Origin of the sequence: Frischella sp. Ac48 (assembly GCF_019641635.1) — a bacterium.
In the GTDB taxonomy this organism is placed as follows: domain Bacteria; phylum Pseudomonadota; class Gammaproteobacteria; order Enterobacterales; family Orbaceae; genus Frischella; species Frischella japonica.
Map to the genome: position 1 here is coordinate 52103 of NZ_JAETXP010000003.1, position 20276 is coordinate 72378.

The 20276-nt window shown below is 36.5% G+C and carries 17 protein-coding genes and 1 other RNA gene; 9 read left to right on the forward strand and 9 right to left on the reverse strand.

From position 1 onward, the window contains the following. Positions 1–328 precede the first annotated feature (328 nt). Both accC and accB read right to left on the reverse strand, forming a co-directional pair. The gene (gene accC, locus JMI89_RS02685) at positions 329–1675 is read right to left on the reverse strand and encodes an acetyl-CoA carboxylase biotin carboxylase subunit (protein ID WP_187756369.1); all 1347 of its coding nucleotides are present in this window, start codon (positions 1673–1675) and stop codon (positions 329–331) included. Between the two features lie 65 nt (positions 1676–1740). Further along, positions 1741–2205 carry an acetyl-CoA carboxylase biotin carboxyl carrier protein gene (gene accB, locus JMI89_RS02690; protein WP_187756368.1) on the reverse strand — a complete coding sequence of 155 codons (465 nt, stop codon included), beginning with the start codon at positions 2203–2205 and terminating at the stop codon, positions 1741–1743. A 349-nt stretch (positions 2206–2554) separates the two neighbouring features. Here accB and JMI89_RS02695 point away from each other — a divergent pair, with 349 nt between their 5' ends. The 6 genes from JMI89_RS02695 to JMI89_RS02720 all read left to right on the forward strand — a co-directional run bounded on the left by JMI89_RS02695 (position 2555) and on the right by JMI89_RS02720 (position 8761). Continuing rightward, the gene (locus tag JMI89_RS02695; protein WP_187756367.1) at positions 2555–3598 is read left to right on the forward strand and encodes a rod shape-determining protein; all 1044 of its coding nucleotides are present in this window, start codon (positions 2555–2557) and stop codon (positions 3596–3598) included. A 57-nt stretch (positions 3599–3655) separates the two neighbouring features. After that, positions 3656–4525 (forward strand): rod shape-determining protein MreC, encoded by an 870-nt coding sequence (gene mreC / locus JMI89_RS02700; RefSeq protein ID WP_187756366.1) that lies wholly within the window; start codon positions 3656–3658, stop codon positions 4523–4525. After that, on the forward strand, positions 4518–5006 hold the full coding sequence (gene mreD / locus JMI89_RS02705; protein WP_187756365.1) for a rod shape-determining protein MreD: 489 nt from the start codon (positions 4518–4520) through the stop codon (positions 5004–5006). The genes mreC and mreD overlap by 8 nt, the downstream gene beginning before the upstream one ends. 11 nt (positions 5007–5017) lie before the next feature. Then, positions 5018–6493, forward strand: a complete 1476-nt coding sequence (gene rng / locus JMI89_RS02710; protein ID WP_187756364.1) for a ribonuclease G — start codon at positions 5018–5020, stop codon at positions 6491–6493. Between the two features lie 76 nt (positions 6494–6569). After that, complete coding sequence (tldD, locus tag JMI89_RS02715; protein WP_187756363.1) at positions 6570–8024, forward strand: metalloprotease TldD; 1455 nt, start codon at positions 6570–6572, stop codon at positions 8022–8024. A 41-nt stretch (positions 8025–8065) separates the two neighbouring features. Then, positions 8066–8761 carry a DedA family protein gene (locus JMI89_RS02720; RefSeq protein ID WP_187756362.1) on the forward strand — a complete coding sequence of 232 codons (696 nt, stop codon included), beginning with the start codon at positions 8066–8068 and terminating at the stop codon, positions 8759–8761. Here JMI89_RS02720 and rnpB read toward each other — a convergent pair. The 6 genes from rnpB to rpsT all read right to left on the reverse strand — a co-directional run bounded on the left by rnpB (position 8761) and on the right by rpsT (position 13472). Next, positions 8761–9147: RNase P RNA component class A (gene rnpB / locus JMI89_RS02725), an RNA gene on the reverse strand. The genes JMI89_RS02720 and rnpB overlap by 1 nt on opposite strands. 100 nt (positions 9148–9247) lie before the next feature. Further along, on the reverse strand, positions 9248–10933 hold the full coding sequence (gene dauA, locus JMI89_RS02730; RefSeq protein ID WP_220679272.1) for a C4-dicarboxylic acid transporter DauA: 1686 nt from the start codon (positions 10931–10933) through the stop codon (positions 9248–9250). A 203-nt stretch (positions 10934–11136) separates the two neighbouring features. Continuing rightward, complete coding sequence (gene dtd, locus JMI89_RS02735; protein WP_220679273.1) at positions 11137–11571, reverse strand: D-aminoacyl-tRNA deacylase; 435 nt, start codon at positions 11569–11571, stop codon at positions 11137–11139. Positions 11572–11582: 11 nt separating this feature from the next. Then, positions 11583–12446 carry a virulence factor BrkB family protein gene (locus tag JMI89_RS02740; protein ID WP_220679274.1) on the reverse strand — a complete coding sequence of 288 codons (864 nt, stop codon included), beginning with the start codon at positions 12444–12446 and terminating at the stop codon, positions 11583–11585. Between the two features lie 17 nt (positions 12447–12463). Beyond that, positions 12464–13069, reverse strand: a complete 606-nt coding sequence (locus tag JMI89_RS12010; RefSeq protein ID WP_220679275.1) for an SPOR domain-containing protein — start codon at positions 13067–13069, stop codon at positions 12464–12466. A 139-nt stretch (positions 13070–13208) separates the two neighbouring features. After that, on the reverse strand, positions 13209–13472 hold the full coding sequence (rpsT, locus tag JMI89_RS02750) for a 30S ribosomal protein S20 (protein ID WP_220679276.1): 264 nt from the start codon (positions 13470–13472) through the stop codon (positions 13209–13211). A 193-nt stretch (positions 13473–13665) separates the two neighbouring features. Here rpsT and pgk point away from each other — a divergent pair, with 193 nt between their 5' ends. Next, positions 13666–14826 (forward strand): phosphoglycerate kinase, encoded by a 1161-nt coding sequence (gene pgk / locus JMI89_RS02755; RefSeq protein ID WP_187756356.1) that lies wholly within the window; start codon positions 13666–13668, stop codon positions 14824–14826. 74 nt (positions 14827–14900) lie between these two features. Then, positions 14901–15977 (forward strand): class II fructose-bisphosphate aldolase, encoded by a 1077-nt coding sequence (gene fbaA / locus JMI89_RS02760; protein ID WP_187756355.1) that lies wholly within the window; start codon positions 14901–14903, stop codon positions 15975–15977. Between the two features lie 113 nt (positions 15978–16090). On the opposite strand, the gene priA is transcribed toward fbaA, so the two are convergent. After that, entirely contained in the window at positions 16091–18280 is a 2190-nt protein-coding gene (gene priA / locus JMI89_RS02765; RefSeq protein WP_187756354.1) for a primosomal protein N', read from the reverse strand. A gap of 570 nt (positions 18281–18850) precedes the next feature. Between priA and JMI89_RS02770 the strand changes: the two genes are divergently transcribed. Continuing rightward, positions 18851–20233 carry a hypothetical protein gene (locus tag JMI89_RS02770; protein WP_187756353.1) on the forward strand — a complete coding sequence of 461 codons (1383 nt, stop codon included), beginning with the start codon at positions 18851–18853 and terminating at the stop codon, positions 20231–20233. Positions 20234–20276 lie beyond the last annotated feature (43 nt).

Below are 20276 nucleotides of genomic sequence, written 5' to 3' on the forward strand. Positions count from 1 at the left end.
TCAATAATGTTAGATTGATGAATATTATAGCAACAAAGACACTGTAAATAAATACAGTTTTAAATAAAAGTATGATGACTACCGCTAATGGCAATAGCTAAAATATCATACATAATCTATCATCTTAATTGATCCATAAACATAGCCAAGGCAATTTATCTAATGATATTAATAGATTATTTTATAGAACAAACAGTTAGTAATATTTGTATCAAGAATAAATAGTAGTGATATTTTATACGTATGTAAAAAAATAAAACGACATGGGTTAAAAATAAAAAACCACCTTAACGGTGGTTTTCTATCTACAACCATTGATGAATAACAATTATTCATAGATGCCTAATTTTTTTTCTAAATAATGGATATTAGTGCCACCTTTTTGGAAGTTTTTATCTTCTAAAATAGCAAAATGTAAATCGATATTAGTTTTAATACCATCAATAACTAATTCTGATAACGCATTTTTCATACGAGCAATAGCAATTTCTCGTGTTTCACCATAAGCAATCAATTTACCAATCATTGAATCATAATGTGGTGGTACGGTGTAACCAGCATAAATATGTGATTCCCAGCGAATACCAAAACCACCCGGAGCATGAAAACGCGTAATTTTACCCGGTGATGGCATAAATGTTTTTGCATCTTCGGCATTGATCCGACATTCAATCGCATGACCTTTGATATGAATATCCTTCTGCTTAATTGATAACGGAAAACCTGACGCGATACGAATTTGCTCTCTAATCAAATCAACACCGGTGATCATTTCTGTTACTGGATGTTCTACTTGAATACGGGTATTCATTTCAATAAAATAAAACTGATCGTTTTCAAATAAAAATTCAAAGGTTCCTGCACCACGGTAGCCAATTTCAATACAAGCATTAACACAACGCTCACCAATAAACTGACGCATTTTACCGGTAATACCAACTGCTGGAGCTTCTTCCAACACTTTTTGATGACGACGCTGCATTGAGCAGTCTCGTTCACCTAAATAAACAGCATGACCTTGCCCATCGGAAAGCACTTGAATTTCAATATGACGAGGATTTTCAAGGAATTTTTCCATATAAACCATATCATTATTGAAAGCTGTTTTCGCTTCCATTTTGGTCATTTTGATGGATTGTTCAAGATCTTTTTCGTTACGAACGATACGCATTCCACGACCACCACCACCGCCGGAAGCTTTGATTATTACCGGATAACCAATATTTTTAGCTATCTTTTTATTTAATTCTATATCGTTTCCTAACGGACCGTCAGAACCTGGTACACAAGGAACTCCAGCCGCTTTCATGGCATTGATGGCAGAAACTTTATCCCCCATCAAACGGATAGTATCCGGTTTTGGACCGATAAATATAAATCCAGAACTTTCCACTTGTTCAGCAAAATCGGCATTCTCTGATAAAAATCCATAACCAGGATGTATTGCCGATGCGCCAGTTACTTCTGCCGCAGCGATTAATTCTGGGATATTTAAATAACTTTTTGCTGATGGTGCAGGACCAATACAAACACTTTCATCGGCTAAAAGTACATGCTTAAGTTCTTTATCAGCTGTTGAATGTACTGCAACAGTTTTGATGCCAAGTTCTTTAGACGCTCTTAAGATGCGTAAAGCAATTTCGCCCCGATTAGCAATTAAAATTTTGTCAAGCATATCAAACCTCTAAGCAGCTATTTTAGTATTCATGTCATATAGAAGCATATTGAGAAGGACCAATATTATTCAATGACAAACAATGGTTGATCAAATTCAACCGGTTGACCATTATCAACTAAAATTGCTTTGATAGTTCCTGCTTTTTCAGATTCAATTTGATTCATCATTTTCATCGCTTCAACAATGCATAATACATCGCCGACATTAACTGTTTGGCCGACTTCAACAAATGCTTTAGAATCCGGGCTTGGAGTACGATAAAAAGTACCAACCATAGGCGATTTAATGGTATGACCTGTCATTGCACAAGCATCATTTTCACCTGTTGCAGGTTGAATGGTTTCATTAATTGGAGCACTAACCACTGCTGGTGCAGGTTGCGGTATATGAATATTTTGCACCGGATAGGCTACTTGAGAAACGGCACGACTAATTCTAACTGATTCTTCACCTTCAGAGATCTCTAATTCAGAAATGCCAGATTCTTCAACTAATTCAATTAATTTTTTTATTTTACGTATATCCATAAATAACACCGTATTTTCGTTTCATTGTCAAGATAAGGTTAATTTACTCTAAACCACCTGCTATCAACTCAATTGTGTTTATCATAAATAACTGATATGACTATTTTTGCCGAAATTAGCTGATAAATTGCTAAATTTTAAGACAATTATGTTCAGCGCGCAAGCATACACCTTTAATTTAAATTTGTCATTATATATCTCTTCCAATTGTGGATTTTACAAAAAAATTACAATAAAAATCCGATTAAATACAAAAATTCTAATTATTTGTAACTATGCGTTACTATATAAATAAGATACAATATCAGCCAATTTTTTGGATGCAACTAAATTAGGAATAACTTTTATTATGTTTAAAAAAATTCGTGGCATTTTTTCTAATGATCTCTCTATCGATTTAGGTACTGCAAATACGCTTATCTACGTTAAAGGACAGGGGATCGTCCTTAATGAGCCATCGGTTGTTGCTATTCGTCAAGATCGTAATGGTGCACCTAAAAGTGTTGCAGCCGTCGGTCACGCTGCTAAACAAATGTTGGGTAGAACACCTGGTAATATTGCAGCGATTCGCCCTATGAAAGATGGCGTTATTGCCGATTTTTCCGTTACGGAAAAAATGTTGCAATATTTTATTCGTCAGGTTCATAGCCACAGTTTTTTAAAACCAAGCCCACGAGTTTTAGTCTGCGTTCCTGTTGGTGCTACTCAAGTGGAAAGGCGCGCTATTCGTGAGTCAGCTTTAGGCGCTGGTGCTCGTGAAGTGTATCTCATCGAAGAACCTATGGCTGCTGCGATTGGTGCTGAATTACCTGTATCAGAGCCAACCGGATCTATGGTGGTCGATATTGGTGGTGGTACGACAGAAGTTGCGGTTATTTCATTAAATGGTGTGGTATATTCCGCTTCAGCAAGAATAGGCGGTGACCGCTTTGATGAAGCTATCATCAATTATGTTCGGCGTAATTTTGGCGCGTTAATTGGTGAAGCAACCGCTGAACGCATTAAACATGCTATCGGTAGTGCTTATCCAGGAGATGAGGTCTTAGAAATTGAAGTCAGAGGACGTAACCTTGCCGAAGGTGTGCCAAGAAGTTTTACCTTAAATTCCAATGAAATTTTAGAGGCTTTACAAGAACCATTAAGTGGTATTGTCAGTGCAGTTAAAGTCGCTTTAGAACAGTGCCCACCAGAGTTAGCTGCCGACATCTCTGAACATGGTATGGTTTTAACGGGTGGCGGTGCTCTGTTACGAAATATTGATAAATTGCTTTCAGCGGAAACGGGTATCCATGTTGTAATTGCAGAAGAACCATTGACTTGTGTTGCTCGTGGTGGTGGTAAAGCGCTTGATATGGTGGATTTGCACGGTGGTGATCTGTTTAGTGAAGAATAACTACTGTCCTTTTGCTCAAATCACTTTTTATTTTAGTAATAAAGGGTGGTTTGGCGAATGAAGCTGATTTTTTCTAAAAGTACGCCTTTGGGATTGCGTATTTTTTTGGCGTTGTCCTTTGCAATATCATTAATCATATGTGATATAAATTACCAACCTTTCACCGTTATAAGATATTATTTAGATACGGCTGTTTCCCCTTTATATTTTGTTTCTAACTCTCCATTATCAGCATTTAATACATTGAATAATTTATCCAAAACGCAACAAGAATTATTAAATGAAAACAAAACGTTAAGAAAACAATTACAAATGCAAGAAAGCGATTTGATTCGATTAAACGCCTTAAAGAAAGAAAATAATGAATTAAGAACATTATTAGGTTCACCATTACGTCATGATGAATATAAAAAGGTTGCCCAAGTTTTATTGGCTGATACTAACCCTTATGCCTATCAAGTTACCTTAGACAAAGGATCCCGGGAAGGTGTATTTGTTAAACAGCCTGTTGTTGATGAAAAAGGCGTCGTTGGTCAAATTTATAGCACTGCTTACAATACCAGTCGGGCTATTTTGATCTGTGATTCACAACATGCTATCCCAGTACAGGTTTTAAGAAATGGTTTAACCATGGTCGCTGTAGGTAATGGTTGTAATAATGACTTATTATTAGATTTTCTCCCGAATAATGTAGATATTCAAGTAGGTGACTTGCTGGTGACTTCAGGTTTGGGAGGGCGATTTCCACAAGGTTATCCGGTTGCTACAGTAAGTTCAGTTAAGGTTGATGAGCATGATTCAACACCAATTATTACTGCGGCACCAATCGCGGATTTAAAACGGTTACATTATCTTTTATTATTATGGAATGAAACTAATAAGCCTCAGGTAATAGCACCGGATCAAGAGACAAACACTAATGAATAATATTGCACATAATTATTGGGTGATTTGGGTAACAATTATTATTGGTCTGCTATTACAAATCATGCCATGGTCATCATCATTTTATATTTTTAAACCACATTGGTTAATGTTAATCCTTATTTATTGGATTGTTGCATTACCGCATCGAGTTGGCATAACAACTGCATTTTTGGTCGGTATAATTATTGATCTTTTCTTGGGTACCTTACTCGGTATACATGCGTTTATTTTTTCATTGATCGCTTACTTAGTACTATTTCGTTTTCAACTTATTAGAAATTTAGCGCTCTGGCAACAATCTTTCATTATTTTTGGTCTGTCAATTTGTTATGATTTATTACTATTATTATTCCAGATCATTCTTTATCGAGTGATTACCATCACACCATTAATTTTCTTTTCCAGTTTTGTCGACGGAATATTATGGGCATGGGTATTTTTACTCTTACGACAAATTAGACGTTGTTTTGCAATCGATTAAATGAGGAAATTATGTCAGTCGAATTGTTTATGAATATCACCCCTTCTGAAACACGAGTTGCTTACATTGAAGATGGTATTCTACAAGAAATTCACATTGATCGAGAATCGAAAAGGGGTATTGTTAGTAATATCTATAAAGGTAAAATTATTCGTATTTTACCGGGTATGCAGGCGGCATTCGTTGATATTGGCTTAGAAAGAGCCGCTTTTTTACATGCTTCAGACATTATGCCACATACGGAATGTGTATCAGATTCTGAACAAGAACAATTTCAAGTAAAAGATATTTCTGAATTAGTTCGCCAAGGTCAGGATATTATGGTGCAAGTGGTAAAAGACCCGATGGGCACGAAAGGAGCGAGACTAACCACAGATATCACATTACCGTCACGCTATCTGGTTTTTATGCCTGGACCAACTTCCGCTCATGTGGCCACTTCGCAACGTATTGAGAGTGAAGAAGAACGTCAACGTTTAAAAAATATTGTGGAAAAATATATTACCACAGAAGGGGGATTTATTGTCCGAACGGCAGCTGAAGGCGCAAGTGAACATGAAATTGCACAAGATATCCAGTTCTTACGACGTCTCTGGAAGAAAATTCAAGAAAGAATGTCACGCCCTGGTAGTAAAAATTTACTTTATGGTGAATTAGTCTTGTCGCAAAGAATACTACGTGATTTCGTTGGAGATCCAATTGAAAAAATTGTAGTCGACTCTAAAAGAACGTTTGATCTATTGTTTGAATTCACTAAAGAGTTTATGCCTGAGGTGACAAGTAAATTGGTGCATTATAAAGGTAATATGCCAATATTTGATCTTTATGATATTGAAAATGAGATACAACGCGCTTTAGATCGAAAAGTACAATTAAAATCAGGCGGTTATTTAATTATCGATCAAACTGAAGCTATGACAACTATCGATATTAATACCGGCGCTTTCGTTGGGCATCGTAATCTTGAAGAAACCATATTTAATACCAATATCGAAGCAACCATTGCCATTGCCAGACAATTACGACTACGTAATCTTGGTGGTATCGTTATTATTGATTTTATTGATATGCAACAAGCACTTCATCGAGAACGTGTATTACAATCATTACAGGAGTCGCTGAGTAAGGATCGTGCTAAAACCACCGTAAATTCATTTTCAGCATTAGGTTTGGTTGAAATGACACGTAAACGTACTCGCGAAAGTATTGAACATATTTTATGTGAAGAATGTCCTTCATGTCGTGGTCGTGGGATGGTTAAATCAGTCGAAACGATTTGTAATGAGATATTACGGGAAATTGTCCGGGTACATAAAGCTCACCGCAGTGAGTATCTGTTAGTTTATGCTTCTTCAGCGGTAGCAAATGCATTAACTGCTGATGAATCACATGCTTTAGCTGAGGTTGAAGTATTTGTCGGTAAACACGTAGAAGTGAAAGTCGAACCTTTTTATGTACAAGAACAGTATGATGTCGTATTAATGTAAGTAATTACTCACATTAACCATCTAATGTCATCTATGAGCAAGAGTTATTAATGATTAAATCGATTATAGGATATATATGATTTTAACAGAAGTTAGTGATCGCCTGCTTACGGCTAATAATCTTAAGCAAAATGATATCGCAAATTTATTGGATATCTTAGCCGGCAGGCAAATTGATTATAGTGATTTATATTTCTCATCCGGTTACTATGAAAGTTGGACATTGGAAGATAAGATTATTAAAAGCGCTAATTTTCATCAGGATCAAGGGGTGGGCGTACGAGCAATATCTGGTGAAAAAACCGGATTTGCTTACACAGATCAAATATCAATGGCAAAATTACAACAAAGTGCCATTGCAGCGCAAAGTATTACTAAAACGACAATCCCGTTACATGTAACCCCATTAAAATCGAGTAAAATTGTCCCAATTTATACCAACATAAATCCGATCAACAATACCAAACAAGAAGTAAAGATTGCATTACTCCAACATATCGATCGATTAGCTCGTTCCCTTGACCATCGTGTCATTGATGTGGTTGCCACCTTAGTGGGGAGTTACGAAGATGTGCTAATTGCGGCTACGGATGGCACCTTCGCAGCCGATACTCGTCCGTTAGTTCGATTATCAATTTCGGTGTTAGTCGAACAAGATAACATTCGCGAACGTGGCACAAGTGGCGGTGGCGGACGTTTTGGTTATGATTATTTCTTTTCAATCAACCCAAAAACAGGCGACAGTCAAGTTGATAGTTATACCAAAGAAGCCGTTAGATTAGCATTAATTGCTTTATCGGCTGAATCTGCACCGGCGGGCTCAATGCCAGTCGTATTGGGTGCTGGCTGGCCAGCAGTACTACTTCATGAAGCGGTTGGACACGGTCTAGAAGGTGATTTCAATCGTAAACAATCTTCGGTATTTAGTGGCAAAATTGGTCAACTTGTTACTTCAGAATTATGCACTATTGTAGATGATGCAACAATTAAAGATCGTCGTGGTTCATTAACAATTGATGATGAAGGTACCTTGGGTCAACGTACGGTATTAATTGAGAACGGCATATTAAAAGGTTATATGTTTGATAAACTTAATGCTAAATTGATGGAAACTTCATCGACAGGAAATGGTCGCCGTGAAGGCTATGCTTATTTACCAATGCCACGGATGACTAACACTTATATGCTTGGGGGTCAATCAAGCTTTGATGAAATAATTAACAGTGTTGATCGTGGTATATATGCGCCTGGTTTAGCGGGTGGGCAGGTTGATATTACTTCCGGTAAGTTCGTGTTTTCAACATCAGAAGCGTATTTGATCGAAAAAGGTAAAATAACTAAACCGATAAAAGGTGCAACATTAATTGGTTCAGGTATTGAAACGATGCAAAACATATCAATGGTTGGTAATGATATGACATTAGATATGGGGGTTGGCATGTGTGGTAAAGATGGACAAAGTGTTCCTGTCGGTGTCGGTCAACCGACGCTAAAAGTTGATCATTTGACAGTAGGTGGCACAATAAAGTAATAAAATTTATTTAGTATGTATTTTGGAGGGAAATAAAATTAATGGAAACAATCGTTACACTCTATAGTGCCTTTGTTAATTTGGACTATGCAACCCTATCTAATCCCAATGTGTTATGGATATTGTATGGTATGTTGTTTATGATCATTCTATTAGAAAATGGAATCTTACCAGCTGCTTTTTTACCCGGTGATAGTTTATTATTTTTAACCGGTGTATTAATTAGCCAAGATGTCTTTCATTTTGGTTTAATCAATGTGATTTTGATCTCTGGTGCAGCGTTTGGCACTTGGTTAGGTTACATTCAAGGTCGATGGCTAGGTAATACTAAAATCGTCAAAAGTTGGATGGAACATTTACCAGAAAAATATCATCAAAAATCAGAAGTTTTATTCCATAAATATGGCTTACAAGCATTATTTATTGGTCGCTTTATCGCATTTGTCAGAACTTTATTACCAATGATGGCAGGCTTATCCGGTTTACACAGTAAAAAGTTTCATATTTATAACTGGATCAGTGCAACGTTATGGATTTCATTAATTGTGACCCTTGGCTATCTATTTGGTAATTCACCTTTTTTCAAAGATTATGAAAAGCAAATTATGTCATTGCTGATGTTGATTCCAGTATTTTTATTAGTTATGGGATTAATATTCTCGGCTTGGATGGCATTGAAACGTTGGTTAGCCAATAAGAAATCGTCACAAACCAGTGTAAATAAAGATAAGAATTAAAAAGAAATCAACCGATAAGCCGGGTTCTGTCGAGGACAATCATTCATCTAGGCTAATGCTCACGCATTAGCTCAAGCAGTCTACCCGGATTCAACGCGGGCCGCGCCAATGAATCCCTATTTGACCTTGCTCCGAGTGGAGTTTACCATGCCACAACGGTTGCCCATTGTGCGGTGCGCTCTTACCGCACCCTTTCACCCTTACCTGATCTTAATTCAATAAGCCATCGGCGGTATACTCTCTGTTGCACTTGTCGTGAATTTTCGTTCACACAAAAATCCCCCAGGCGTTACCTGGCACTCTGCCCTATGGAGCCCGGACTTTCCTCCCCTTTATTTGTCTCCCCAAAAGGACAACAATAAAGCAGCGATTGTCTAGTTGATTTCCAAGGCAAGGATAACCGATTAATTCTGGGTTGTAAATGATTTTACCGATTATCCCAACTTGATTGTCGCATTTACCACTAATAAGCCATGAATTTTTTTGCTATTCTTCACGATTAAGTTTATCTGTTAATGCCTCACTTAACGTAGAGTAGAATGCGAGTTTATTTTCTATTGGCAGTAATTTAGCACGGGCCAATGTTTTTAATGGCTGAAACTGTAGTTCAGCAATAGATAAATCAACATCAGCAGGTAATGCATCAATAAAATGCGTCAACGCATTGAGACCACCAGCATCAAGTAATGGTACGGCATCCCACTGTAACACGATATGTTTATAACCATTAATACGATTATATAATTCTAAAAATATCTTTTCTGCGGCGGCAAAAAACAGTGGCCCATTGATACGTACAATTAACGTTTCTTCGGTACTTAATGGTGACTCGACTAATCTTGTCATGCGCGAAATACGACGCATAAATAGTAATGACGCTAACACAATTCCAAACGTGATAGCAATCACCATATCAAAAAGCACTGTTAACGACATACAAATTAACATAATAATAATGTCATCTTTAGGTGCACGTTTTAAAATATAGACCATTCGTTTAGCTTCACTCATGTTCCAGGCCACAATTAATAACAATGCCGCCATCGCCGATAATGGCAAGTAGGATAAAATCGGGGCAAAGCTTATTAATGCTAATAATACAACAATCGCATGAAAACAAGATGAAAGTGGTGATGTGGCGCCAGCTTTCACATTTGCAGCAGAACGAGCAATAGCCGCTGTTGCAGAAATACCACCAAAAAACGGCGCAAGAATATTACCTATTCCCTGACCAATTAATTCACTATTTGAATTGTGCTTAGTATGCGTCATTTCATCTAGCACAACTGCACACAATAAGGATTCTATTGCACATAGCATTGCCATGGTTAAGCCAATAGGTACTAATGCCGAAAATACCGCCCAATCCCAATGTAACTCGGCTGATTGCCACGGTAAAATAAATTCAGGTAATACCGCTGGAATACCATGTCCAATAGTACCATCAGGAAGAGTATAACTAAAACGCGAACCAATGGTTTCTACTGATAAACCAAATTGCTGTAAAAAAAGCATGACAACAACACCAACTAAAATAGCCGGTAAATGACCAGGAAATTTGAGCCTCAATTTTGGCCAAATAATCAAAATTACTAAGGTTGATATACCGACAAGTAAATCTGTGAATTGTAAGGTGGGAAAAGCTGTAGCTATAGCTGTCACTTTGCCAATATAACTCTCCGGCATATGTTCAATGTTCAAACCAAACAGATCTTTTATCTGCATTGTGGCTATAGTTATACCAATTCCGCAGGTAAAACCTAGGACAACAGGTAACGGGATATATTCAATCAACCGCCCTAAGCGAATGATCCCCATTAAGATGAGAAATATGCCGGATAACAGTGTAGCAATTAATAATCCAGATAAACCATATTGCATTGCAACAGGATAAAGAATAACCACAAAAGCCGCAGTGGGACCTGAAATACTAAATCGTGATCCCCCCGTTAAGGCGATGACAATCCCAGCGATAATAGCGGTATACAGACCATGTTGTGGTGCAACACCACTTGCAATTGCGAGTGCCATTGATAAAGGAATCGCGATAATACCAACGGTAATACCAGCAATAATATCTTTTAATAAACGTTGTTTGTTATATGGGGTCGTGATACAGGCAGCTTTAACCGCACTGCCGATCTGAATGATACTAATATTATGCCACTTCATGTTAATTTATTCATCAAAATCAGAATGTTTGATTAAACGGCTCTTTATTTATGACAATTACAATTAAAGCGAGCAAGACTAATCAAACAATTGGTTAATTAAGTGATTAATAAGATACGCCTTTTACATAAAAATAAAAGAGAATCACCACTTCATTAACAAAAATATTTGTCACGAAGCCATGTTATACATGCAATAAATGGTTAGATTTGTAACCAAAAAGTGACAGGACCATCATTAATGAGTGAAATTTGCATATCAGCGGCAAAAATTCCTGTTTGTGTCGGAATACGTAATTGACATAATGAGACAAAATACTCATATAAACGCTTCGCGTCTTCAGGCTTAGCACCTTTGGTAAAACTTGGTCGCATACCTTTTTTGGTATCAGCGGCTAATGTAAACTGAGAAACGACTAAAACACTACCATTTACCTGTTGAATATTAAGATTCATTTTACCGTTTTCATCACTAAAAATACGATACCCTAGCACCTTATCACATAATCGCTGTGTTGTTTCTTCATCATCGCCTTGTTCAACCCCGAGTAAGATTAATAAACCCTGTTCAATTTGGCCGACAGTTTGTCCAGTGACATCAACACTGGCTTGTTTTACACGTTGTATTAAAGCGATCATAATCTATCCTATTAATTATCTTCTTTTAATGCGAGATTGCTTTTACGATGATTATTATATTCTGCTAATGAAGCAGCAAATTCAGCACCAAACAAAATGATACACCATGAAAAGTAAATCCAAATTAATAACAGTGGTATTGACGATAACACACCATAAATTAGTTGATAAGTTGGGAATGACGTTACATACAGGGTAAATGCCCGTTTACCTAACTCAAACAAGATCGCAGCTAACACTGCGCCACACACCGATTCAATAACCGGTACTGCTTCTGTCGGTACAATACAATAAAGTAACCAGAACCCCACCACCGAAATAATGAAAGGAAGAGAATTAAGGAAAATTGAACTCACCGTTGAATCACTTAGCCATTTTGTAGAAAAAATATACGAACTGATCGCAACACTAGCTCCTATCAAAATTGGACCGAGTGTCAATACCGTCCAATACATGGTTAAGTTATACATAATTGAACGACGACGCTTGGTTCGCCAAATAAAATTTAATGCACTATCAATTGAACGGATTAATAATAAAGATGTAACGATTAAACCAATAATGCCAAATACCGTCATCCGATTAGTATTGGCAATAAATTGCTCAAAATAAGGAACCAATGTGTCACTAGCCGTAGGAGCTAAATTGTTATAAATATAAGTTTTAACATTGCCACTTACTTTATCAAAAATAGGAAAGGCAGAAAGTAATGAAAAGATAACGGTAATTAAAGGAATCAACGATAAAATGGTAGTATAAGCCAAACTTGCTGCAGAAGTGGTCAGTCGATCACGGATAATATGTTGTAATAAAATATTTATAAAGGTTTGAGCATCTTTGGTTGTATGACTTAAATTCAATTTAATCAGCTTCATTGATCTTCCTCAAGCAATTATTTTGGAGATAAAATACAGTCTGATATTCCATTACTTTCTAAACGCGTTTTAATACTTTCAGCTTCCGTTTTTGAATAGGATCCATCAACCATTACCCGATATAATTTATCGTTAACAATGGTTGCTGTCACACCAAACATCGCTAATTTTGCTTTTGCAGTTTCAGCATTGTCTTTATCTTTGAAAGCACCGCATTGTAAAATCCAATTATTTAACTGGGTTGCTGGGTTGGTCATCATATTAGCACTATCATTTATAAAATGATCGAGAATTTGCTGACGTTCTTGATTTTGTTGCTGTTTTATTTGTTGCTGTTGAATAGATAATTGATGATTTTCGGCTTTCTCTAACTCTTTCAAATAAGTCCAACGTTCTTCTGGTTTACTTGGTAAAGTGAATTGTGGTTTTTCAGTAATTTTTTTTATCGGGGGAGTCGGTTTATTACTGTTATTTGAGGAAACAAAATACAAAATAGCCACAAATAAAATGACCAAAAGAGAAACTAATACCACTAAAATATTAGGTATTTTACGTGATTTATTACTGGACTTAGCCTTACTTTTTTTTCTGGTACTTTTTTTGACATAATCACGTTGTGCCACAATTTTGCTCTCTTAATACGCTTCATTTAAATAGATTGTATAATGTACAAATAAAAAAAGTGGTTTACACCACTTTTATTTAGATTTAAACAAAATGTCTAAAAGCACAAAAATCTGTGCTTTTACGTCATTAACAGATTTAAGCTAATGCGCTGATCTGTTTTGTTAAGCTTGCTTTATGACGTGCAGCTTTATTCTTGTGGATTAAACCACGAGCCGCCTGACGATCAACAACAACTTGCATGTCTTTAAATGCTACTTGCGCTGATTCTTTATCACCAGCTGCGATAGCTGCGTATACTTTCTTGATATAAGTACGCATCATTGAACGACGACTTGCGTTGTGTTTACGGCGTTTTTCAGATTTAACTGCACGCTTCTTAGCTGATTTAATATTAGCCAAGGTCAACTCCCAAAATTAGTTTAACTAATTAAAACATAATTATCATTAAGGCGGAAAAATATGCCTTATTTAAGCTATTTTGTCAACAAGAAATTTTTGTTAAATCCATTTTTAATTTATCCTTAGTAAACTTTTTTATGATAAAATAGCGCACAGTTTTTTTGAATTATAAATTTTAGAAAGGGGAAGTTTCATGGCAATTATTAGAATGAAGGATCTTGATCTTAAAGGTAAACGTGTTTTTATCCGTTCTGACCTTAATGTCCCGGTAAAAGACGGTAAAGTCACTTCCGATGCACGTATCCGTGCATCACTGCCAACCATTGAAGACGCCATTAAACAAGGGGCGAAAGTGATGGTAACATCACACATTGGTCGCCCTACAGAAGGTGAATATAATCCTGAATTTTCACTTCAACCTGTTGTTGATTATCTAAAGGCTCACGTTAGTTTTCCTGTCCGCTTAGTAAAAGATTATCTTGATGGCGTAGATGTCAAAGAAGGTGAATTAGTTGTATTAGAAAACGTTCGTTTTAATAAAGGCGAAGGTAAAGACGATGAAGCACTATCTAAAAAATATGCAGCATTATGTGATATTTATGTTATGGACGCGTTTGGTACAGCTCACCGCGCTCAAGCATCCACTCATGGTGTAGGTCGCTTTGCTCCCGTATCTTGCGCGGGTCCATTACTTTCTGCTGAATTAGACGCGTTAGGTAAAGCATTAGATAATCCAGCGCGCCCAATGGTAGCGATTGTAGCGGGTTCTAAAGTATCAACTAAATTAACCGTACTTGATTCTTTATCAAAAATTGCTGACCAAATTATTGTTGGTGGTGGTATCGCCAATACTTTCATCGCTGCTGAAGGATATAATGTTGGTAAATCATTATATGAAGCCGATTTAATTCCTGAAGCAAAAAAACTTATGCAAAATTGCACTATCCCGGTTCCAACCGATGTTCGCGTTGCCACTGAATTTAGTGAAACAGCAACAGCAACATTAAAATCGGTAAAAGATGTGCAGAGTAATGAGCAAATTCTTGATATTGGTGATGCTTCTGCTGAAGAATTGGCTAAAATCATTAAAAATGCTAAAACAATCCTTTGGAATGGTCCTGTGGGTGTATTTGAGTTCCCTAACTTCCGTCGCGGTACTGAAATTGTTGCCAATGCGATTGCCGATAGTGCAGGTTTCTCTATTGCCGGCGGTGGTGATACATTAGCTGCGATCGATTTATTTGGTATCGAAGATAAAATCTCGTATATTTCTACTGGCGGCGGCGCTTTCCTTGAATTTGTGGAAGGTAAAAAATTGCCAGCTGTTGCAATGTTGGAAGCAAGAGGCAAATAATTAACTTTAACATAGTTACCAAGGATGAGAAATGACTCATCCTTTACTTTTTATAAAATCTATAGGTAAGAATAATGACAAAAATTTCAGATGTAGTAAAACCAGGTGTTATTACTGGTGATGATGTTCAGAAAGTGTTTCAAGTAGCACGAGAAAATAATTTTGCATTACCTGCTGTAAACTGTGTCAACACTGATACAATCAATGCTGTTATTGAAACTGCAGCTAAAGTTCGCTCTCCGGTTGTTGTACAATTTTCTAACGGTGGTGCACAATTTATGGCCGGTAAAGGATTAAAATTAGAAGGTCAAGAAAGTGCTGTATTAGGTGCAATTTCAGGTGCTAAGCATGTTCATTTGATCGCTGAAAAATACGGTGTACCTGTTTTAGTACATACTGACCATTGTGCTAAAAAATTACTACCTTGGGTTGATGGATTACTTGATGCGGGCGAAGCACATTTTGCCCGTACCGGTAAACCACTGTTTTCTTCGCATATGATCGATTTATCCGAAGAATCTTTAAAAGACAATATTGATCTATGCTGTCAATATCTTGCGCGCATGAAAGCAATCGGTATGACATTAGAACTTGAATTAGGTTGTACTGGTGGTGAAGAAGATGGTGTTGATAACAGCCATATGGATAGTTCTGCGCTTTATACCCAACCAGAAGATGTAGCATATGCTTACGAACGTTTAAATGAAATCAGTCCTCGTTTTACTATAGCTGCTGCATTTGGTAATGTTCATGGTGTTTACAAACCAGGTAATGTTAAATTAACACCAAAAATTCTCGATAACTCACAAAAATACGTATCAGAAAAATTCGACCTACCAGAAAAATCCTTGAACTTTGTATTCCATGGTGGTTCTGGCTCGACTCCAGAAGAAATTGCCGAAGCAGTTAAATATGGTGTAGTAAAAATGAATATTGATACAGATACACAATGGGCTAACTGGGAAGGTATTTTAAAATACTATAAAGCTAACGAAAGTTACTTACAAGGCCAATTAGGTAATCCAGAAGGTCCTGATTCACCAAACAAAAAATACTACGATCCACGTGTATGGTTACGTAAAGGTGAAGAATCTCTTATCGCTCGATTAGAATTAGCATTTAAAGAATTAAATGCAGTAGATGTTTTATAATCCACTAAGCATCTTGAGGCTACCAACCCACTATTATATAGTGGGTTTTTTTATGATAAAAATTTAATGATTTTGCTAGTTGAGTAATAATAAACAATGGTTATTTAGTCTGTTTACCAACCTTCAATCGGATCTACATCAATACTCCAACGGGTATTTTTGGCTTCTGGCAATTGTTCAATCATTAAAACCAATTCATTTAGCAGGATTTGTAATTTACTGCGTTGACTATGTTGTAGTAATAACTGCCAACGAAAATAACCGGCTTTTTTGGCTTGATTAGCTTGGTTTGGCCCCAGTAACCACAAATCAGGATCTGGGTAATGATCATTTAGCCACATGGCAACTTTTTGTAATAATTGTGGTGCATATTGATTATTGCGATCAGCGGCATGAATTAATACCTGATAGCTAAACGGTGGTAAAAATGTGTTTTTTCTTTCGACTAAGGTTTGCTTAGCAAAAGCGGGATAACCTTCATGTAATAAGATATTCAGTAACGGATGCTCAGGGTGATACGTCTGTAAAATCACCTCGCCAGTTTTATTTTCTCGTCCAGCACGTCCAGATACTTGGGTATAGATTTGCGCAAACCGTTCGGTAGCACGAAAATCACTGGAAAATAAAGCACCATCAACATCCACAATACCAACTAACGTTACATCAGGAAAATGATGACCTTTAGCGAGAATTTGGGTTCCCACTAAAATATGTCTTCCCCCTTGGTGAATAGCTTGCAGGTAATGATCCAAGCACCCTTTTTTACTAATTGAATCGCGATCAATGCGACTAACAGGAATACCAGGAAAGAGTATATTTAGTTGTTTCTCCAACTGTTCAGTACCAAATCCAATAGGAACCAAATGGGTTGAACCACATTTGGGACATTGATCTGGAATAGCTCGTGGTGTATCACAATAATGACAAATTAATTTATTTTGGTTCTGATGATAAGTAAAAGGTTTATCACACCGTGGGCACTCTGCAATCCAACCACAATCATGACATATCAACAATGGAGCAAATCCTCGGCGATTTAAAAAAAGCATCACTTGATTATCATTTGCTAAATGTTGATTAATTTTAGCAATAAGTGGTTGCGATAAGCCTGCCGCTAATACTAACCCTTTAATATCTAAAATGGTCTGCTTAGCCAGCTCTGCTTCACCGGCTCTTTCAGTCAATAATAAATGATGATATCGCTTACTTTCAGCATTATTTAATGTTTCTAAAGATGGGGTTGCCGAACCTAATACGATAGGTATATTCTCTATTTTGGCTCGTAATATCGCTAAATCACGCGCATGATAACGCCAACCCTCTTGTTGTTTAAAGGATGTGTCATGTTCTTCATCAACAATAATCATACCGAGATCACGAAATGGTGTGAATAACGCCGAACGCGTACCAATCACAATCGCAATATCACCACAACGACATTGCAGCCAGGCCGCTAAGCGCGCTTTTTCACTCATTGCCGAATGAAGCACTACCATCGGCACATTGAATCGTTGCTTAAAACGTTTTATTGTTTGGGGAGTAAGACCGATTTCCGGAACTAATACAAGTACTTGTTGTCCCTTACAAATCACTGATTGAATTGACTGTAAATAAACTTCAGTTTTCCCGGAACCAGTCACCCCTTCTAATAAATAAACGGCAAATTGAGTAAGATGTTGTTCGATACTCGCTATAGCATTAAGCTGCTGCGCATTGAGCTGAAAGGCTGGTTGTTGAGCTACAATATCCATATGCCAATGGTGTCTTACGGGTAATACTGCAACTTTTTCGATTAGTTTTTTTGCTTGTAATGCCTTAAAAATGGTCGGTGAAAAATCTGAATTATCGATTTTTCCACCAGATTGCATTAATTTCAATAAGGCTTGTTGTTTATGGGAACGTGTTAAATTACGATAATCAAATATTGTCCCTTTTTGGGTTAATTGCCATACCCATGTTTCTGCCAAAGTGGCAGGTCTCCCTTGACGAAGTAAAATGGGCAAAGCATGAAATAATACTTCCCCCAATGGATAATGGTAATAATCAGCGGCCCGCTTTAAGAATTGCCATAATTTGGCTGAATATAACGGTTGCTCATCAAGTAATAGATGAATTGATTTTAGTTTATCTGACGCAAATTGACTGTTATGACACAATTCAACGACGATACCAATTGCTTGCCGTCGACCAAAAGGCACTTGCACGCGTTGTCCAATACCAATGGTTTTCACCAGCACATCAGGCACAATATAGTCAAAAATCTGATGTAAACGAATGGGTAATACAACTTTGGCTATTAACATAACAATACAAGAAGAGAACGCAAAGCACTATATTACCACATTTATACTAATTTAGTTTGTTACCTATCATAAGTAAATGTGATTTTAACCAATCACACGAAATAATAATTTACCATAAATCATGATCCAAACGCTTCTACAAAAAACCGTTTATAAAATAGATAAAAGCTGTTTTATTAAGCTTATTTATCGGGTTTTGTTAATAGTACCACTTATTAAAATAATTATTTTACAGAAAAATAAACTTCTATTATTTTTTAATTTTGCAAAACCAAAACGCGCAAAAAATTATTATAATTTATAATGTTACATTAAAATTAAACGTGAGATAAATGAAAAATATGCTATAATTATTTCTAATAATCAGAAAGGGGAAATCTTACGATGAGTTGCTATAATAATATTTCTTTGAAGTATATATCGCATCGGCTTGGCCATTTTTGTACAAAAAAAACTGCCAATTTACGATCAAATCCATTTAAGTTTTTTGCAATTACACAAAGGGATTTTGTAACCTCTCGAAAGGATCATGTATTATCAACAACGTCTAAATTTTGCTTACTGTTTTTAATGGTATCTAGTTTAGCTGAAGCAGCACTTACGGCACAATCTGCCAATAGTATACAAGGTACAGCGCCTTATTTTACCTTTGATAAAGGAAAACATAAAATTACTACCACTGATGATTTGTTATGGATGAGTTTTAATCACGACGATCAAATGATTATCTATACAGGTGCCAACAACACATCATCGCTGGATGAACCAATTGAAGTACCACCATCAATTAGTACTTTTACTGATATTTTTTTACCCGTGCCGGTAGATGCTCCTTTTTCGAGAGACGGTAGTCAAACGATAAGTTTAGATGCGTTAGTGCGTCCTCCCTATTCCTATTGGGATGATGATGAAGGTGATGGTAAAAATAATGATGAAATTTCTGCACAAGGTAATTTGCGGCTTGAAATACGTGATGAAAATGGTTGGTTGATTAAACGGACAGACCCATTCGTCCCATGTAATTCAGATTATTATCGTATTATTTTAACCAATACCTCTGGCAAATTAATGACCAAATATGGCGTACCTAATTCCACTTCATTTATGATTAAACCGGTTACATTTTATATCCGTCATAAAGCGCAACCTTATGCTTGTTGGGCCGCACCCTACTTATTATCAAATGGTGGTCCTGCAAATAATAGTAATTATAATGGCCCAAGTAATCAATGGGATTTTAGCAAAGGATTTTTTCTCCAAGATTTGAATACCCCTTCTAGAAATTTTCCTACCATCGCGAGTAAAGGAAATTTTTTTACTTTAACAATGGCTGTATCGCAGGTAAGTGATATCTCATATAGCAAACAACCAAGTGATTCTAAATTAAGTTTAATTATTAGTAGTGCATCAGAAAGCCGTAATGTTGCAAAGATTGAAATCCTCGGACCAAGTGATGGTGCTACAGCTCAACAAGCTAAATTCACCCCTACGACTTTCACCATTTATGCCAATCAGGAACAAACTAAAGTTATTTATACATTTAAAATTAATAAGTGGTTTATTGTTAAGCCAGTAGAAAATACAGGCACGAGACCTATTCCTGGCATTTACTATTCTGAAGCGGAACAATACTGTAACGATTTAGGTTATCGTGTCCCTGGTGTATTAGAATTAACTAATGCGAATAATAGTTATGAACCCATCGAATGGAATAATGGACTTGCTGATCAACCTAATAATTATCAAAGAATCATTGGCGGTGGGTTATTAGCTGAATGGGGGAAAATGTTAAGCACCATATACACTAATGATGTGCTGGTAACTAAATTTTGGACCGCAGATTTTAAAAAAGATAATGATCAAATATTAAGATATACTGTTGGTACAAATACTGGTGATATCTACATATCTCAAGATAGCAATGATGCTCAAGGTATTTGTGTTTCACCATGATATATTGTTATATCATGGTTTGATATTTCATGGTTATCAATTT